The 17,419-nt window shown below is 48.1% G+C and carries 10 protein-coding genes and 1 tRNA gene; 4 read left to right on the top strand and 7 right to left on the bottom strand.

Going from position 1 to position 17,419, the window contains the following annotated elements:
• Positions 1–14: 14 nt before the first annotated feature.
• Positions 15–1,622, bottom strand: coding sequence for an FISUMP domain-containing protein (locus KO473_RS05495; protein ID WP_005822560.1), 1,608 nt, complete (start codon positions 1,620–1,622; stop codon positions 15–17).
• A 496-nt stretch (positions 1,623–2,118) separates the two neighbouring features.
• Between KO473_RS05495 and KO473_RS05500 the strand changes: the two genes are divergently transcribed.
• Genes KO473_RS05500 through queG form a run of 3 tightly spaced genes read left to right on the top strand, consistent with a single transcriptional unit; the run spans position 2,119 to position 7,041 of the window.
• A complete protein-coding gene (locus KO473_RS05500; RefSeq protein ID WP_122130120.1) occupies positions 2,119–5,481 on the top strand; it encodes a protein O-mannosyl-transferase family in 3,363 nt (1,120 codons plus the stop codon).
• A gap of 16 nt (positions 5,482–5,497) precedes the next feature.
• On the top strand, positions 5,498–6,112 hold the full coding sequence (locus tag KO473_RS05505; protein WP_005779672.1) for a polysaccharide deacetylase family protein: 615 nt from the start codon (positions 5,498–5,500) through the stop codon (positions 6,110–6,112).
• Entirely contained in the window at positions 6,112–7,041 is a 930-nt protein-coding gene (gene queG / locus KO473_RS05510; RefSeq protein WP_122130119.1) for a tRNA epoxyqueuosine(34) reductase QueG, read from the top strand. Before KO473_RS05505 ends, queG begins: the two co-directional genes overlap by 1 nt.
• Positions 7,042–7,180: 139 nt before the next feature.
• On the opposite strand, the gene KO473_RS05515 is transcribed toward queG, so the two are convergent.
• The 5 genes from KO473_RS05515 to KO473_RS05535 all read right to left on the bottom strand — a co-directional run bounded on the left by KO473_RS05515 (position 7,181) and on the right by KO473_RS05535 (position 12,529).
• Complete coding sequence (locus KO473_RS05515) at positions 7,181–8,425, bottom strand: DUF4861 domain-containing protein (protein WP_216035090.1); 1,245 nt, start codon at positions 8,423–8,425, stop codon at positions 7,181–7,183.
• Between the two features lie 23 nt (positions 8,426–8,448).
• Positions 8,449–9,243 (bottom strand): gluconate 5-dehydrogenase, encoded by a 795-nt coding sequence (locus KO473_RS05520; protein ID WP_005779678.1) that lies wholly within the window; start codon positions 9,241–9,243, stop codon positions 8,449–8,451.
• A gap of 68 nt (positions 9,244–9,311) precedes the next feature.
• A complete protein-coding gene (kduI, locus tag KO473_RS05525) occupies positions 9,312–10,154 on the bottom strand; it encodes a 5-dehydro-4-deoxy-D-glucuronate isomerase (protein ID WP_005779680.1) in 843 nt (280 codons plus the stop codon).
• A gap of 131 nt (positions 10,155–10,285) precedes the next feature.
• A complete protein-coding gene (locus KO473_RS05530) occupies positions 10,286–11,866 on the bottom strand; it encodes an arylsulfatase (RefSeq protein ID WP_122130118.1) in 1,581 nt (526 codons plus the stop codon).
• 592 nt (positions 11,867–12,458) lie between these two features.
• Positions 12,459–12,529 (bottom strand) — tRNA-Gln (locus KO473_RS05535).
• Between the two features lie 163 nt (positions 12,530–12,692).
• Here KO473_RS05535 and KO473_RS05540 point away from each other — a divergent pair.
• Entirely contained in the window at positions 12,693–15,965 is a 3,273-nt protein-coding gene (locus KO473_RS05540; protein ID WP_122130117.1) for a S41 family peptidase, read from the top strand.
• A 140-nt stretch (positions 15,966–16,105) separates the two neighbouring features.
• Here the strand turns inward: KO473_RS05540 and tyrS are convergent, their stop codons facing one another.
• Positions 16,106–17,398: a tyrosine--tRNA ligase gene (tyrS, locus tag KO473_RS05545; RefSeq protein WP_005779687.1), complete on the bottom strand. Its 1,293-nt coding sequence runs from the start codon at positions 17,396–17,398 to the stop codon at positions 16,106–16,108.
• Between the last annotated feature and the right edge of the window lie 21 nt (positions 17,399–17,419).

Genomic DNA, 17,419 nt, shown 5'->3' on the forward strand with positions numbered 1-17,419 from the left:
TTTAAAAGTGAATATTATTGTTTGGTACCTTTCACACAACGTACAGAGTATCCATCTGTTTTTTCTCTTGGTGTAGTACTTGCAGCAGTACCGTATAGGAGTACACTATGTGCATGGGTATTACTGCTGGCATCACTAGACCAATAGCGAGCAGCTGTATTTACACCATCGTTAGATGTCGTACCACTACCTAAACTACCGTAGCGCCCACCTCCGCATTTTAGAAAAACACCTTTAGTATTGTTCATAAACCACATGCCACCATTAGTCATTATTTTGTTTGTACATCGAGTCAATTTGCTGAACTCATTATTGCTAGGTGTGCGCCACCCCGTTCCATAATATGCAGTATTTAATCTTGAGCATGGATCTGTGTTATTGGTACTTGTGTTCCCAGTGTAAGTACTATACCATGTGTAATAATACCCAGTTTCTGTCTGTGAAGGTGCCCATATATAATTCGTGCTTCCCGTACTCTTCAAATTTCCTGTAGCCCATCTCAGCTTTGCCAAATCATTCTTATCACTCGCCGTACATCCGTTTTGTGTCAGGTTAATGTCGCTCGCCGCCAATTGTATCCCCAACTCAAACTTCAGCGTAATGGTATAACTCTTTCCCGGTAGCAACTGTACATTCTGGCTCGAGGTGATATTCCGGTTATTCGCATTGAAGTAATTACTAAGTTTCAACGTACCGATATGCACCGTGATCGCCCGGGAACCCGAGAAAGGAACTAACCGCACAGTGGCAGTCGAATTATTCGCTATACTGAATGTGGACGTATTTCCGGTATTGGCACTTACATTATTTGTAGAGGGACCTATCGTCCAGGCGGACGCATTGCCGCCCTGAGAAACGTATACGCCTGTACAGTTGGTGAATGTGTTACTCCCAAACTGTGACAAGGATAGCTTAACCGTCAGCTTGCAGAGCTTTTGCGTGAAACTAACCGACAGATTGTGGTTGATTTCGCTCACACCCTCTATATCCTTCGAGTCATACACCATAAAGTCATTGCCCATATTCGGGATAGTGACGGAAGTACCGTTATAAGCATAGGATGAAGGGATCGTTCCCATCGCTGCCGTACTATTGAACGAGTATCCGATCACACGGACAGTTCCTGCTCTGGTGAGCAGATTTCCTTGCCTGAGTGTGGGAGCGGAAGCCCCGTTCGTCGTAAAATCCGCTGCCGACTGGAACACGTAATTGCTGCCTACTTTACGGAAAGCGATCAACCGGAAATAAATGCCGTTGCCCAATGTAGAGGCACGGGTAGTGGCTTGTGGCTCTTCACGGAGCGTCATCCGTACCGCTGAAGGCCCTTCGTAAGGCACGGCAGCGGGTATGGCCCTGCCGGTGGGTGGCTCTTTCACCGGCACCCATTCGTCCACAAGCGTTCTTCTTCCGGTTGTGTCGGGAGTATCAACATGGCTTTCCATATAGCTGCCATCCTCAACCCGGCTGACCGTAACAGGAATCATATCCTCTCCGTCCGGTTCCGGACTGTCGGGGTTCACAACATTGTCGCCACACGATGTTATCATTAAAAAAGCCGTGTACACACAGCATGTGCTTAACGCACGAAAGCCTACATACAGAAGTTTTGTCTTCGTATTCATAACTCAAATGTTTAAAAATGAATAAAATAGATCATACTCAGCAAGGCCTTCCCATTAATGAATGGGAAGACCGGTTATGGCAGGCTGTGAATACAGCTTTTATTTTGCGGTAAGTTTGTGTAAATTAGATAGATAGAACGACTCTTGTGTTTCAAAAGACGTTCCTTTTTTGAAACACAGTTTTGGCTCTGCGCACTGAAGGCCAAAGGAAGAGATAAACACCTGATAATTAAATATATGTAAAAACATTTGCACAGATGAAAAAAGCGACTTATCTTTGTTACATCAGACGAACGTTTTTTGAAACACGGTCTTTGCTCTCCCATACAATAATTCTTCTTCAACTATTCTTATTATTAATTTAAGACCAACCGTTACCGTTTCTTAATTCTCCCCTCCAAACTCCTAAAACTCTACACTTTCTACGGCTATCTTCACGTAAATCATTATCTTTGCGCCCGTCTATCATGTTAACAAATAACTAACTATAGTCTGAATGAAACAGTACAAAACCGTAAACAACCTCGTGGGTTGGATCACCTTCCTGATCGCCGCTACCGTCTATTGCATGACGATAGAGCCCACAGCCAGTTTCTGGGACTGCCCGGAATTTATCACTACCGCCTATAAACTGGAAGTAGGACACCCCCCCGGAGCACCCTTTTTTATGCTCACCGCCAACCTTTTCACGCAATTCGTCAACGACCCGGCACTGGTAGCCCGGATGGTCAACTACATGAGTGCGCTGATGAGCGGTGCCTGCATCCTGTTCCTCTTCTGGAGCATCACGCACCTGGTCCGCAAACTCGTCATCACGGACGAGAACGCCATCACCCGCGGACAACTGATCACCGTCATGGGTTCCGGACTGGTAGGCGCACTGGCCTATACATTCAGCGACACATTCTGGTTCTCGGCCGTCGAAGGAGAAGTATATGCCTACTCCTCGATGTTCACCGCCATCGTATTCTGGCTGATACTGAAGTGGGAAGACGTTGCCGACCAACCGCATAGCGACCGCTGGATCATCCTCATCGCTTATCTCACAGGTCTCAGCATCGGTGTGCACCTGCTCAACCTGCTCTGCCTGCCGGCCATCGTACTGGTATACTACTACAAGAAAGTGCCTAACGCCAACGGTAAAGGCTCCCTGCTGGCACTCGCCGGATCGATGGTATTGGTGGCAGCGGTGCTCTACGGCATCGTACCCGGTGTCGTAAAAGTGGGCGGCTGGTTCGAACTGCTGTTCGTCAACTCCCTCGGAATGCCGTTCAACACCGGCGTGATCGTCTACATCGCCCTACTGGCAGCCGCCATCATCTGGGGCATCTACGAAAGCTACAACGAGAAGAGCCGCACCCGCATGAACCTCTCCTTCCTGCTGACCATCGCCATGCTCGGCATCCCGTTCTACGGACACGGAGCAGGCGCCGTCATCATCGGCATCCTCGTATTGGGCGCACTGGCCCTCTACCTCTTCTACGCATCGAAGCTCAACGCCAAGATACGCATGTCCGCCCGCACCATGAACACGGCGCTGCTCTGCACCATGATGATCATGGTGGGATACTCCTCGTATGCCCTCATCGTGATCCGCTCGGTAGCCAACACGCCGATGGACCAGAACTCACCGGAAGACATCTTCACGCTGGGCGAATACTTAGGACGAGAGCAATACGGCACACGCCCGTTGTTCTACGGCCCGGCCTACTCCTCGAGAGTAGCACTCGACGTAGAAGACGGCTATTGCGTTCCCCGCCAGAAAAGTGCGGACACCAAATACGTCCGCAAAGAGAAAACCTCACCGGACGAAAAAGATTCGTACGTCGAACTTCCGGGACGCGTGGAATATGAGTACGCGCAGAACATGCTCTTCCCCCGCATGTACAGTTCGGCACACGCCCCTTATTACAAGTCCTGGCAGGACATCACCGGATATGACGTCCCCTACGACCAATGCGGAGAGATGCTGATGGTGAACATGCCCACACAGTGGGACAACATTAAGTTCTTCTTCTCCTACCAGCTCAACTTCATGTACTGGCGCTACTTCATGTGGAACTTCGCCGGACGGCAAAACGACATCCAGAGCAGCGGCGAAATAGAGCACGGCAACTGGATCACCGGCATCCCGTTCATCGACAACCTCATGTACGGCGACCAAAGCCTCCTGCCACAAGAACTGAAGGACAACAAGGGACACAACGTCTTCTACTGCCTCCCGCTTCTGCTGGGAATCATCGGACTCTTCTGGCAGGCATGGCGCGGACAGAAAGGCATCCAGCAATTCTGGGTGGTATTCTTCCTGTTCTTCATGACCGGTATAGCCATCGTGCTCTACCTCAACCAGACACCGGGACAGCCCCGCGAACGTGACTACGCTTACGCAGGCTCCTTCTACGCCTTCGCCATCTGGATCGGTATGGGTGTCGCAGGCATCGTCCACCTCTTGCGCAGATACATGAAAGAAGTTCCCGCAGCAGCCCTTACGTCGGCAGTCTGCCTGCTCGTACCCATACAGATGGCCAGCCAGACATGGGACGACCACGACCGCAGCGGACGCTACGTGGCACGCGACTTCGGACAGAACTACCTGATGTCACTCCAGGAAAGCGGCAACCCCATCATCTATACCAACGGTGACAACGACACCTTCCCGCTGTGGTACAACCAAGAGACAGAAGGTTTCCGCACCGACGCACGCACCTGTAACCTGAGCTATCTGCAGACCGACTGGTACATCGACCAGATGAAACGTCCGGCATACGACTCTCCAGCACTGCCCATCACTTGGGACAGAACCGAATACATGGAGGGACAGAACGAATACGTACCCATCCGCCCGGACTTCAAGAAGCAGATAGACAAAGCCTACAAAGCCGCCGAAGAAGAAGTCCTGAACGGCAAGAACCCGGAAGCCCTGAACAACATCCGGGCACAATTCGGAGACAATCCTTACGAACTGAAGAATATCCTGAAATACTGGGTACGCACCAAAGACGGACAAGCGGTAATACCGACCGACAGCATCGTTGTCAAGATCGACAAAGAGGCCGTACGCCGCTCGGGTATGATGATCCCGGCAGCGTTGGGCGACTCCATCCCCGACTATATGCACATCTCGCTCAAAGACGAAAAGGGCAACCCCAAACGCGCCCTCTACAAGAGCGAGCTGATGATGCTCGAAATGCTGGCCAACGCCAATTGGGAACGCCCCATCTACATAGCTATCACCGTAGGTACGGACAACCAACTGAATATGCGCGAGCATTTCATCCAGGAAGGTCTGACGTACCGCTTCACCCCGTTCGATACGGAAGCGCTCGAAGCAACCATCGACAGCGAGAAGATGTACGACAACCTGATGAACAAGTTCAAGTTCGGAGGCATCGACAAGCCGGGCATCTACATCGACGAGAACACCATGCGCATGTGCTACACCCATCGCCGCATCTTCGCCCAACTCATCACACAGCTGATGAAAGAAGGCAAGAAAGACAAGGCGCTGGCCGCATTGGAATATGCCGAAAAGATGATTCCCGCCTTCAACGTACCCTACGACTTCCAGAACGGGGCACTCGAGATGGCAGAAGCCTACTACCAGTTGGGAGATACCGCGAAAGCCGACCGGATCATCGACGAACTGGCAAACAAGTCTGTGGAATATCTCACCTGGTATCTCAGCCTGGACGACAATCATCTGTTGATGTCGCAGCGTGAATTCATCATGCACCTCAGCGCACTGGATATGGAAGCCAAAATGATGGAGAAATACAAGTCGAAACTGGCCGGCAACTATACTCCGAAAGTGAACGAACTATATAACATTTACGTAGGACGCATGAAAGTCCATCAGTAATCTGTAACCGAAGAAGATGTTTATAGAGCAACCGCCTTGGTTTTTCCGTGCAATCTATCCCGACGCTATCTTCCGGATGGACCCTGACGAGAAGGCAGTTTACCTGACCTTCGACGACGGCCCCATTCCGGAAGTGACGCCCTGGGTACTGGAGTTGCTGGACAAACACAACATCAAGGCTACTTTTTTCATGGTAGGCGACAACATCCGCAAGCATCCGGATGTGTTCCGTATGGTAGTGGAACGCGGACACCGCATCGGCAACCATACGTTCAACCACATCCGCGGCTTCGAATATCTGTCGGTAAATTATCTGGCCAATACAGACAAGGCCAACGAGCTGATGAAAACGGACCTGTTCCGTCCGCCTCACGGACACATGCGCTGGATGCAGTACATGACGCTGAAGCGCCACTATAAGATCGTCATGTGGGACCTCGTCACCCGAGACTACAGTAAGAAGCTCCGCCCGCCGCAAGTGCTGGCCAATGTGATGAGATATGCCCGCAACGGGTCTATCATTACCTTCCACGATTCGCTGAAGTCCTGGAACAACGGAAACCTGCAATACGCACTTCCCCGTGCCATCGACTTCCTGAAAGAGGAAGGATACGAATTTAAGATCCTATAATGGAAACGAAGATAAACAGTAAAGCCCTGAAAGCCGAAGCCTTGCGCCTCGGCTTTTCTGCTTGCGGCATAGCACCGGCCGGGCCGGTCGATCCCGTACACCGGGACTTTCTGAAGGAATGGCTGGGCTCGGGCAGGCACGCCGAAATGGCTTATATGGGCAACCATTTCGACAAGCGCTGCGATCCGGCTCTGCTGGTCGAAGGCACCCGTTGCGTAGTCTCCGTAGCCCTGAACTACTACCCCGCTACCCGGTTACCCGAGGACGAGTACCAATTCGCATGGTACGCTTACGGGAAGGACTATCACGATCTCATGCGTGAAAAACTGACCACCCTGTTCCGCTTCATACAGGAATCAGACGTACCGGAACTGGACGGACGTGTGTTCTGTGACACCGCCCCCGTACTCGAACGCTATTGGGCCTGGCGTGCCGGCCTCGGATGGATCGGGAAGAATACCCAGCTGATCATTCCCCGTGCCGGATCTACCTTCTTCTTGGGAGAACTCTTCCTGAACACGGAAGCCGACACATACGACCGCCCCCGGCCGAATCGCTGCGGGACGTGTAACCGCTGCCTGCAAGCCTGCCCCACGCAAGCTTTAGAAGCCCCGTACGGCCTGGATGCACGCCGTTGCCTTTCATACCTCACTATAGAGAATAAAGGCGAAATTCCGGCCTCTATTTCCCCTCTGATGGGAAACCGTGTTTATGGATGTGACGAATGCCAGAAAGCTTGTCCCTGGAACCGGTTTGCCACTCCTTGCCGGACACCGGAGCTGCAACCCTCGCCGGAGTTCATGAATATGAAGAAAGAAGACTGGCAACAACTAAGCGAAGAAAAATACAGAACCCTCTTCAAAGGCAGTGCTGTGAAGAGGGCTAAGTATAGCGGACTAATAAGGAATATAAAACAGATGGAAGACTAAGAGTCGGGCTATGACCGGACGGATTAGTGCAGAATCGCTCCCGTCAATGCCACGTTCATATCCTCCCCTGACAGTTGTTTCTCAATCTCCTGTAGAAAAGCCATATTGCTGACATCAGTAAAAAGCTCAGGCAGCTCTCTTATTTCACCGTTACCGTCAGCGGATTACGTATCTTCCGGGCAAAATCGGCCATATAGGCATTCCAGGCAGCAGCGTCTTTTATATCGGCCTTATCCCAGGCAGCTCCCCAGTAATAAGTAAAGTCAGCTCCCGGTTCATACTCGCTGATAGCCAGCACATGCCCGTCGGCACCTCCGCGCAGCTCTTTCTTCTCTTTCTCCGGGAACAGAACAGGTTTCGCCTCCTTCACCAAAGTGGGGAACGCAGCACCCACAAAGATTTTACCGTTGTCATTACCCACATTATCCGTCGGGTCCACATAAGTGATGTATCCCTCTGCCGCATTCGCCACCACAGCTCCATCGGGTTCATGCAATACGATGCCGACTGCCAGAGGCATTGTCTCTTTCAGATTGGTATAAGAAACAATCGTTTTGTTCAGATGCGAACCCGCATCCAACGTAATCACACGTGTTTCGATCACGCCGGAGTCTCCCCTTACCACCAACGGATGATACACCAGTCTCACAGTGAAACGCAGCGGACCATTATCCAGTATCTCCTGGGTAGCGTAACAATACGGATAAATAATTGTATCACCTGCCATTAACGCAGCCGTGCCCCCTCCCAAAGTAGGACCGACCTTATAACAGTCCAGTCCGTTGCCATGGTCCACATGATAAGAAACCGACCGGTAAAGCTCCTGCGCAGCTTTAGGATCCGTCTTCCCGAGTTCTGCTATTTTAGCTTTTGTATCCGGGTTCAATTCGCCTTCATAGCGAGCTTCCACCACCGGCTCAGTGGTGTTGTACTTCGTCCAGATATCATATCCGAAAGCACGTTCTCCGGTTTCCTGTAAAGCAGGTCCGTAGGTACGGAAAGCCACCAAATCGTTCTCCCAGGCCACGTCATCCACCCGTTCGGGATAATATCTTCCGCAAGCCTTCACCGGACACTCCTGGGGAATACCCGCCTTTATCGTGTAAACAGTCGAACCATTCGCCTGTACACTGACCGGAAATATCACTTTCTCGTCAGAAGTTATCTGATAGGGTACTTGCTGCCCTTCGGCATCCACCACGACTATCTGCGCGGTATCGGGTAACTGCAATTTAGAGGAAACCTCGCTCATGGATACTTCTGCCATCTCACCGTCACGTTCCAGCGAAGTGGCATTGGATACCGTAACAGAAACCGACTTACCCGCTTCATTACAAGCCAGACACAACAAAGCGAGTGCGGCAAAAAGAAAAACTTTCTTCATTAATTCAATTGTATTGATCAGATTCATTTAGGTTGTTTACCGATATAAGCCAAAATACCGCCATCTACATAAAGCACATGACCGTTCACGAAATTCGAAGCATCCGAAGCCAGGAATACGGCCGGTCCCATCAGGTCTTCCGGTGTTCCCCAACGGGCAGCAGGAGTCTTGGCTATAATGAATGAGTCGAACGGGTGGCGCGAACCGTCCGGCTGCACTTCACGCAAAGGCGCCGTCTGAGGTGTGGCGATATACCCCGGGCCAATACCGTTACACTGGATATTGAACTCACCATACTCGGACGCAATGTTGCGGGTGAGCATCTTCAGCCCGCCCTTGGCAGCGGCATAAGCAGATACTGTTTCACGCCCCAGCTCACTCATCATCGAACAGATATTGATGATTTTTCCATGCCCCTTCTTAATCATTGAAGGAATCACGGCTTTCGACACAATAAACGGGGCATTCAGGTCCACGTCAATCACCTGCCGGAACTGCTCCGCTGTCATCTCACACATCGGGATGCGCTTAATGATACCGGCATTATTTACCAGAATATCAACCACTCCGACCTCTTTCTCAATCCGTGCAACCAAAGCATTTACCTGCTCCTCACTCGTGACGTCGCACACATATCCACTGGCCTCAATCCCCAGTTCCTTATATGCAGCCAACCCCTTGTCGACCAGCTCCTGACTGATGTCATTAAAAACGATCTTCGCGCCTGCCTCTGAGAAAGCAGTAGCCAACGCAAAACCGATACCGTAAGATGCACCCGTGACCCATGCCACTTTGCCCTTTAATGAAAAGTTTACCATACTTATAATGTTTTAAAAAAACTCATCTCACTTCCATTCTCTAAAAAGAAATATTCATATCAAACACCTTATTTCAAGTCCGTGATTAACGAAAAATCCTGGTCACCATAATCAAGGTTCTCACCCCCCATGCCCCAGATAAAAGTGTAACTGTGAGTTGCCGCTGCCGAATGAATGGACCATTCCGGTGACAATACTGCCTGATCGCCCTTCATCCATACATGACGGGTTTCGTCAACCTCACCCATGAAATGGCATACGGCATGCTCCTCCGGTACCTCAAAATAGAAATAAGCCTCCATACGGCGGCTGTGAACATGTGCGGGCATCGTATTCCACACACTTCCCGGAGCCAGTTCGGTCATTCCCATCTGCAACTGGCAGGTAGGTAGCACCTGGTTTACAAGCATCTTATTAATATTGCGATGATTCGAGCCTTCCAACGTGCCCATTTCAGCAACCACCGCATCGGCTTTCGTTACTTTCTTATCAGGATAATTGCGGTGAGCGGTCAGCGAATTAAAATAAAATTTAGCAGGATGTGCGGCATCTACACTCTCAAAAGTTACTTCCCGATCGCCCGAACCCAAATAAAGCGCTTCTTTATAAGCTAACTGAAATATCGCATTCCCTGCTCTCACAACGCCGGGACCTCCGACATTGAAAATACCCATTTCACGACGGGTCAGGAAATAAGGAGCTTTCAAAGGATCGATAGCTTCCAACTTCAACACTTCATTTACCGGCATGGCTCCGCCCACTACCATACGATCATACATGGAGTATACCATATTCACTTCATCGGCCGAAAAAACCTTCTCTATCAGGAAATCTCTCCGGATTCTCTTGGTGTCATAGCTTCTTGCGTCTTCCGGATGGGCAGCATAGCGAATCTCATAGTTTGTTTTCATATTTCTTATTTATAAGTTTACATTAGGTGCCGCTCAGACAAACATCGTTTGCGTACACGACACAAAAATAAGAAAAGAAAACGGGATTTGAGAATAAATTGCGCCCAATTATCCTGCACAGATAAATAACATTAATCTTTTGGATAATTAGGGCTATAAAGTAAAGTCTGATCTCTTACTACCAGCTTTCCATCTTTTACAAAATCTGTTCCCCTCTCTTGCAAGTGACAAACCATTGCTTTACGCATCTCAGCCAACCGGTCTGCATAACGACTGTCTCCAAAAAGATTTTTCCGTTCTCCGGGATCTGCACTTAAATCGAACAATTGCTCTTCGCCCGTATGAATAAACCAGATATACTTCATTTTACCGTCAGTAAGCGCACACCAATAATTATCGGCACTATAGCAGGTGGCATGTTCCAGATCAATATATTTCCGCCAGCCATCATTATTTCCTGAAACCAGTGCAACCAAAGACTTGCCGTCCATATCATCCGGTACCGTTCCCCCTGCAAGTTCGATGAAGGTAGGCAAAAAATCACGTAACTCTACCGGCTGTTCTATTCGTTTTCCTTTAATAGCCTGTGTAGTCATGGCAGAAGGCCATTTTATAATATAAGGAATCTTCGCCGAACCTTCATAGGCATAGGTTTTCCGCCAATGATAATGGTCACCCAACATATCACCGTGGTCGGCCGTATAACAAATAATTGCGTTCTCGTACATTCCTTTCTCTTTCAGGGCCTGAATAATCTGCCCAATCTGATCATCAATAAACGTCACATTCGCATAATAATGGCGTCGGGAATTGACAGCGTATTCTTCTCCTAAATTCGCGAAAGGGGCGTCTTTCGCAACCTTTTCCGGATCTTTACGTTCAGCATACTTTCCACACCAATCCCCAACAAACGGTACAGGGATATCTGCCTTTTCATACATATCCAAATATCGCTTCGGAGGATCATACGGACTATGAGGGCGGGCAAAAGAGACTTTCAGGAACAGAGGCTGATCACTTTCATAATTCCGTATTAATTCACAGGCTGTTTGCCCCGTCCAGGCCGTAGGATGTAATCTTTCCTCAAGTTTATAAGTTCCGGCATTATGATTGTTCCACCCGATTCCCGTTAAATCCGGATTCTTCCCGGGCGCCTGCAACTGAAACCATCCCCGATAGTCACTAATAAAATCACGGGTTTCACTACGCCCGCTCTCGTCTACCAATGTAGCATGAAAGCCATGCAAGGCTTTCTGTGGAAACCAGTGCATCTTCCCTATTCCAAAAGTATAGTAGCCCAAATCGCGCAACATCCGGGGCATTTCATATTTATATTTGGAAGCGACCTTTCCATACCCCAACATCCCATGGTGCCATGGAGACATCCCCGTAAGCAAGCCGGCACGCGCGGGCGTACTACTGGGGGCAGAACTATAACCACATACAAACAAGCTGCCTTCCTGAGCCAACTTATCTATGTTAGGAGAAATGACGGCTTTATTCCCCATGCAATGTAAAGCATCTCCACGATGCTGGTCACTCATAATAAAAATGATATGTGGTTTCCCTCCTTTTGTGGCAGGAGCCTTAGAGGAGCCGGACGAATCATTGTTTGACTCTTGGTTTTCACCATTAAATGCATAAGTCAACGGAGAGGTTGCCAAGCCTGCTCCTACAGCAAGTGAACACTTCAGAAAATCGCGACGTTTCATTGATTATTAGATTTTAGTATTAACGAATAGGCAAAAATAGGCAAAAAGAAAGAGAAAGAAGAAAATTTTTTCCCCAATTTACCCACTCATACGTAAAAAGTATTTCCATCTTCCATCTTCCACCTTTTTGTAGTTTACCATCTGATATTCCGCAATTTATCATGGTGGAAGATCGTCTTTTTAGGCTATCAATCTTCCACCCTTATCTTCCATCTTCCACCCTCCATTTTTGTCAGAAAGTATATGGTAAACTACTGTTATATAGACATATAAAGTTAATTCCTTATCTATTTATACCTTGAAAAGTATTTCATTTTCCTTGCTATCTTTTATATAAATGGTCAAGGCTCTATCTCGTCCCGCATACCCGTGCCAATGGGCACGCATACCAAGGCTAATGGGCACAGGTACACGGGCTAATAAGCCTGCGTACACAGGACGAGATAAAGAACGTACCATCTCAATTAATTATTAAGGTAAATAGCATAACATGAATAGGAGATGATGGATAATACAAGCTGACCTAAAGGAAACTCGGCCATACAAAAAGAAAAATGCCTTGGAAGTAATTTACTTTCAAGGCATTTGGGGGTTGTCCTACCAAGATTCGAACTTAGACAAACAGAACCAAAAACTGTTGTGCTACCATTACACCATAGGACAAGCTCATGCGCTTTCTGTTAAAAAGCGATGCAAAGATAATGCCATGCAAGTTATTTTCCAAATCTTTTTAGACTTTTTTGTATAATAAGTCTCGTTAGCCGCGGCTAATTGCTACCTTTGTACTTACAGAAATCAATAAAGTAAACGAATAAATTCAGTAAGTATGAGAAAACTTTTTGTATGCATTGCATTGGGTCTCACCACGCTTACCGGCAATGCCGCATCACCGCTATGGATGCGTGACGTACAGATTTCGCCGGACGGAACAGAAATAGCATTCTGTTACAAAGGAGATATTTACAAGGTACCTGCCGGAGGAGGGGTAGCCACCCAGCTTACAACACAACCATCGTATGAATGCACACCGATTTGGTCACCGGACAGTAAGCAAATCGCTTTTGCCAGTGACCGTAATGGCAATTTTGACATTTTTATAATGCCGGCGACAGGAGGTACGGCACAAAGACTGACTACCAATTCTGCATCCGAACTCCCTTCAACTTTTACACCGGACGGAAAATATATTCTATTTTCAGCATCCATCCAGGATCCCGCACAAAGCGCCATGTTCCCGACAACAGCCATGACAGAGCTCTACAAGGTCCCTGCAAACGGAGGACGTACGGAACAGGTGCTGGGCACCCCGGCCGAAGCAGTTTGTTATGCAACATCGGGGGAATTCTTCCTTTATCAGGACCGTAAAGGTTTTGAAGATGAATGGCGGAAACATCACACTTCGTCCATCACCCGTGACATCTGGATGTACAACACTCAAACAGGAAAACATACCAACCTGACCAATCACGCCGGAGAAGACCGCAACCCCATCCTTTCACCGGACGGAAAAAGTGTATATATATTAAGTGAACGCGAAGGCTCGTTCAATGTCTACAACTTCCCATTGGACAACACACAGTCTCTTAAAACGGTGACATCTTTCAAAACACATCCTGTGCGTTTCTTGTCAATGAGTCATGACGGAACATTATGCTATGCGTATGACGGGGAAATATATACTCAAAAAGGTAATGCCACTCCACAAAAAACGGACATAGACATTGTCCGCGATGATCAGGATAAAATAGCAGACCTGACTTTTACAAACGGAGCGACATCGGGAACCGTATCGCCGGATGGAAAACAGATTGCGTTTATCGTACGGGGAGAAGTATTTGTGACCTCGACAGATTATGCCACCACAAAACAAATCACCCAAACACCTGCACGCGAAGCCGGACTCACTTTCGCCCCGGACAACCGTACCTTGGCCTACGCAAGCGAACGTAACGGCAACTGGCAACTTTTCCTGGCTAAAATAGCCCGTAAAGAGGAGGCCAACTTCCCGAATGCCACTATCATCGAAGAAGAAGTGTTACTGCCCTCCACAACCGTGGAACGGGCTTATCCGCAATTCTCACCGGACGGTAAAGAACTGGCGTTTATAGAGGACCGCAACCGCTTGATGGTAGTTAATTTAGACACGAAAAAGGTTCGCCAGATCACCGATGGATCCACTTGGTTCAGCACCGACGGAAATTTCGACTACCAATGGTCACCTGACGGAAAATGGTTCACACTCGAGTTTATCGGTAACCGGCATGATCCATATTCAGACATAGGATTAGTGAGTGCACAGGGTGGCAGCCCGATCATCAACCTGACTAACAGTGGTTACATGAGCGGATCTCCCCGTTGGGCACTGGACGGCAATGCCATCTTGTTCACGACCGAACGATATGGGATGCGTGCACATGCTTCCTGGGGTTCACAAAACGATGCCATGCTGGTATTCCTCAATCAGGATGCTTTCGATAAGTTCCGTCTGAGTAAAGAGGATTATGAATTGCAGAAAGAACTGGAAAAGGAGCAACAGAAGGATAAAGAAAAAGCTTCTGCTAACCTGAAAAAAGGCAAAAAGAAAGATCCCAAAGCAGAGACTGAAAAGAAAGACGAGGTAAAAACCATCGTAGTGGAGCTGAATGGGCTCGAAGACCGTATCATCCGCCTCACTCCCAATTCTTCGAATCTGGGCAGTACCATCATCTCAAAAGACGGTGAAACCCTCTACTATCTGTCAGCATTCGAAGGTGGATTTGACCTATGGAAAATGGATCTCCGCAAAAAAGAAACCAAGCTGCTTCATAAAATGAATGCCGGATGGGCTTCTATGAATATGGACAAAGAAGGAAAAACCCTGTTTGTCCTGGGAGGCAACACCATGCAGAAAATGGACCTCAGCGGAGAGACTCTGAAGCCGATCAGCTATAAAGCAGAGATGAAAATGGATTTAGCCGCAGAACGAGAATATATGTTCGACCATGTATATAAGCAGCAGCAGAAACGTTTCTACAACACCAACATGCACGGAGTAGACTGGGATGCCATGTCTGCTGCTTACCGCAAATTCCTGCCGCACATCAATAACAACTACGACTTTGCCGAATTGCTGAGCGAATGGCTGGGTGAACTGAATGTATCGCATACCGGCGGCCGCTTCTCTCCATCCATTCCGGGAGATGCCACAGCCAGTTTGGGAGTGCTTACAGACTGGAATCACAAAGGAAAAGGTGCATTGATCATGGAAGTGATTGAAAAAGGGCCGTTCGATCACGCCCGCTCGAAGGTGAAAGCCGGAACTGTCATTGAAAAGATCAACGGGCAGGCAATAACTCCCGAAACAGATTATCTGACGTTACTGAATGACAAAGCCAATAAGAAGACGCTTGTTTCGCTATACAATCCGCAAAACGGTGAACGGTGGGAAGAAGTAGTAATCCCGGTCGGCAACGGAACCCTCAACAATCTGCTTTACAAACGCTGGGTGAAACAACGGGCGGCCAATGTAGACAAATGGTCCAACGGACGTTTGGGATATGTACACATACAGTCGATGGGTGATGGCAGTTTCCGTTCCGTCTACTCGGATATTTTAGGAAAATACAATAACCGCGAAGGTATCGTTATAGACACCCGTTTCAATGGTGGTGGCCGCCTTCACGAAGATATCGAAGTATTGTTCAGCGGCAAGAAGTATTTCACTCAGGTTGTTCGCGGACGCGAAGCATGCGATATGCCCAGCCGCCGATGGAACAAACCATCTATCATGCTGACATGTGAAGCCAATTACTCGAATGCGCACGGTACACCATGGGTATACAGCCACCAGAAATTGGGTAAATTGGTAGGTATGCCCGTACCGGGAACTATGACCAGTGTTTCATGGGAACGCCTGCAAGACCCATCTCTGGTATTCGGTATTCCTGTCATAGGCTATCGACTCCCGGATGGAAGCTATCTGGAAAACACACAGCTGGAACCGGACATTAAAGTTGCCAACTCACCGGAAACAATCGTCAAAGGTGAAGATACGCAATTGAAGACGGCAGTAGAGGAATTACTGAAAGAACTCCCGGCAGATAAAGCAGGAAAGCATTAATCTGCCACTCCACAAAGAAAAAGGATGTCTCACAGGGTCAATTTGCCTATTACATGGCACCCCCTTTTGAGACATCCTCTTTTTTATATTAAAGTTTCACTCAACCCGCCCCCTGAATGAAAGGCGGAAAAGAAAACTCCTTATTTAGCGATAATCAAATAATAGTTTTTCTTACCACGCTGAACCAACAGATACTTTTCATCAAGCAGATCAGCAGTAGTAATCACCTGATCAAAAGCAGCCAACTTCTCTTTATTCAAAGAAACACCGCCACCCTGAACCAGTTTACGCATTTCACCTTTTGAAGCAAATACAGCAGCATTGTCAACGAACAGGTCAACTGCTTTCACTCCCTCTGTCAATGCATCACGTGAAATCTCAAATTGAGGAACACCTTCGAACACAGCCAGAAGCGTGTCTTCGTCCAGCTTTCTCAACGCATCGGATGTAGCATTGCCAAACAAGATATTAGATGCATCTACCGCAGCATTATAATCCTCTTCAGAATGAACCATTACAGTTACTTCTTTTGCCAAACGTTTCTGAAGTGCTCTCAAATGCGGAGCTTCATTATGTTCAGCAACCAACCCGTCGATTTCTGCCTTATCAAGCGAAGTAAATATCTTGATATAACGTTCTGCGTCAGAGTCACTCACATTGAGCCAGAACTGATAGAATTTATAAGGAGATGTATAACGAGGATCCAACCAGATATTACCGGATTCTGTCTTACCAAACTTTCCACCGTCAGCTTTGGTAATCAACGGACATGTCAGTGCATAAGCCTCACCACCATTGGTACGGCGAATCAACTCAGTACCGGTAGTGATATTTCCCCACTGATCGGAACCACCCATCTGCAATTTACATCCTTTGGTTTCATAGAGGTGAAGGAAGTCATAACCCTGCAACAACTGATAAGTAAACTCTGTAAACGACAATCCGTCACGGGCTTCACCGTTCAGGCGCTTCTTTACTGATTCCTTAGCCATCATGTAGTTTACAGTGATGTGTTTACCCACTTCACGAACAAAATCCAAGAAACTGAACTCCTTCATCCAATCATAGTTGTTCACTAATTCGGCTCTATTAGGAACATCAGATTCGAAGTCCAAAAACTTAGCCAGCTGCTTCTTGATACAAGCCTGATTGTGGCGTAAAGTCTCTTCATCGAGCAGATTACGTTCTGCCGACTTACCCGAAGGATCGCCAATCATACCTGTTGCACCACCAATCAAAGCCAATGGTTTATGGCCGCAACGCTGGAAGTGTCGCAAGATCATCACACCGCATAAGTGTCCGATATGCAACGAATCGGCTGTCGGATCAATACCCAAATAAGCAGTAACCTGTTCTTTCGCCAATAACTCTTCTGTGCCGGGCATCATGTCATGCACCATTCCACGCCATCTTAGTTCTTCTACAAAATTCATCGAATGATAATAAGTTTTAAA

It is taken from the genome of Bacteroides sp. HF-4919 (genome assembly GCF_018860125.1).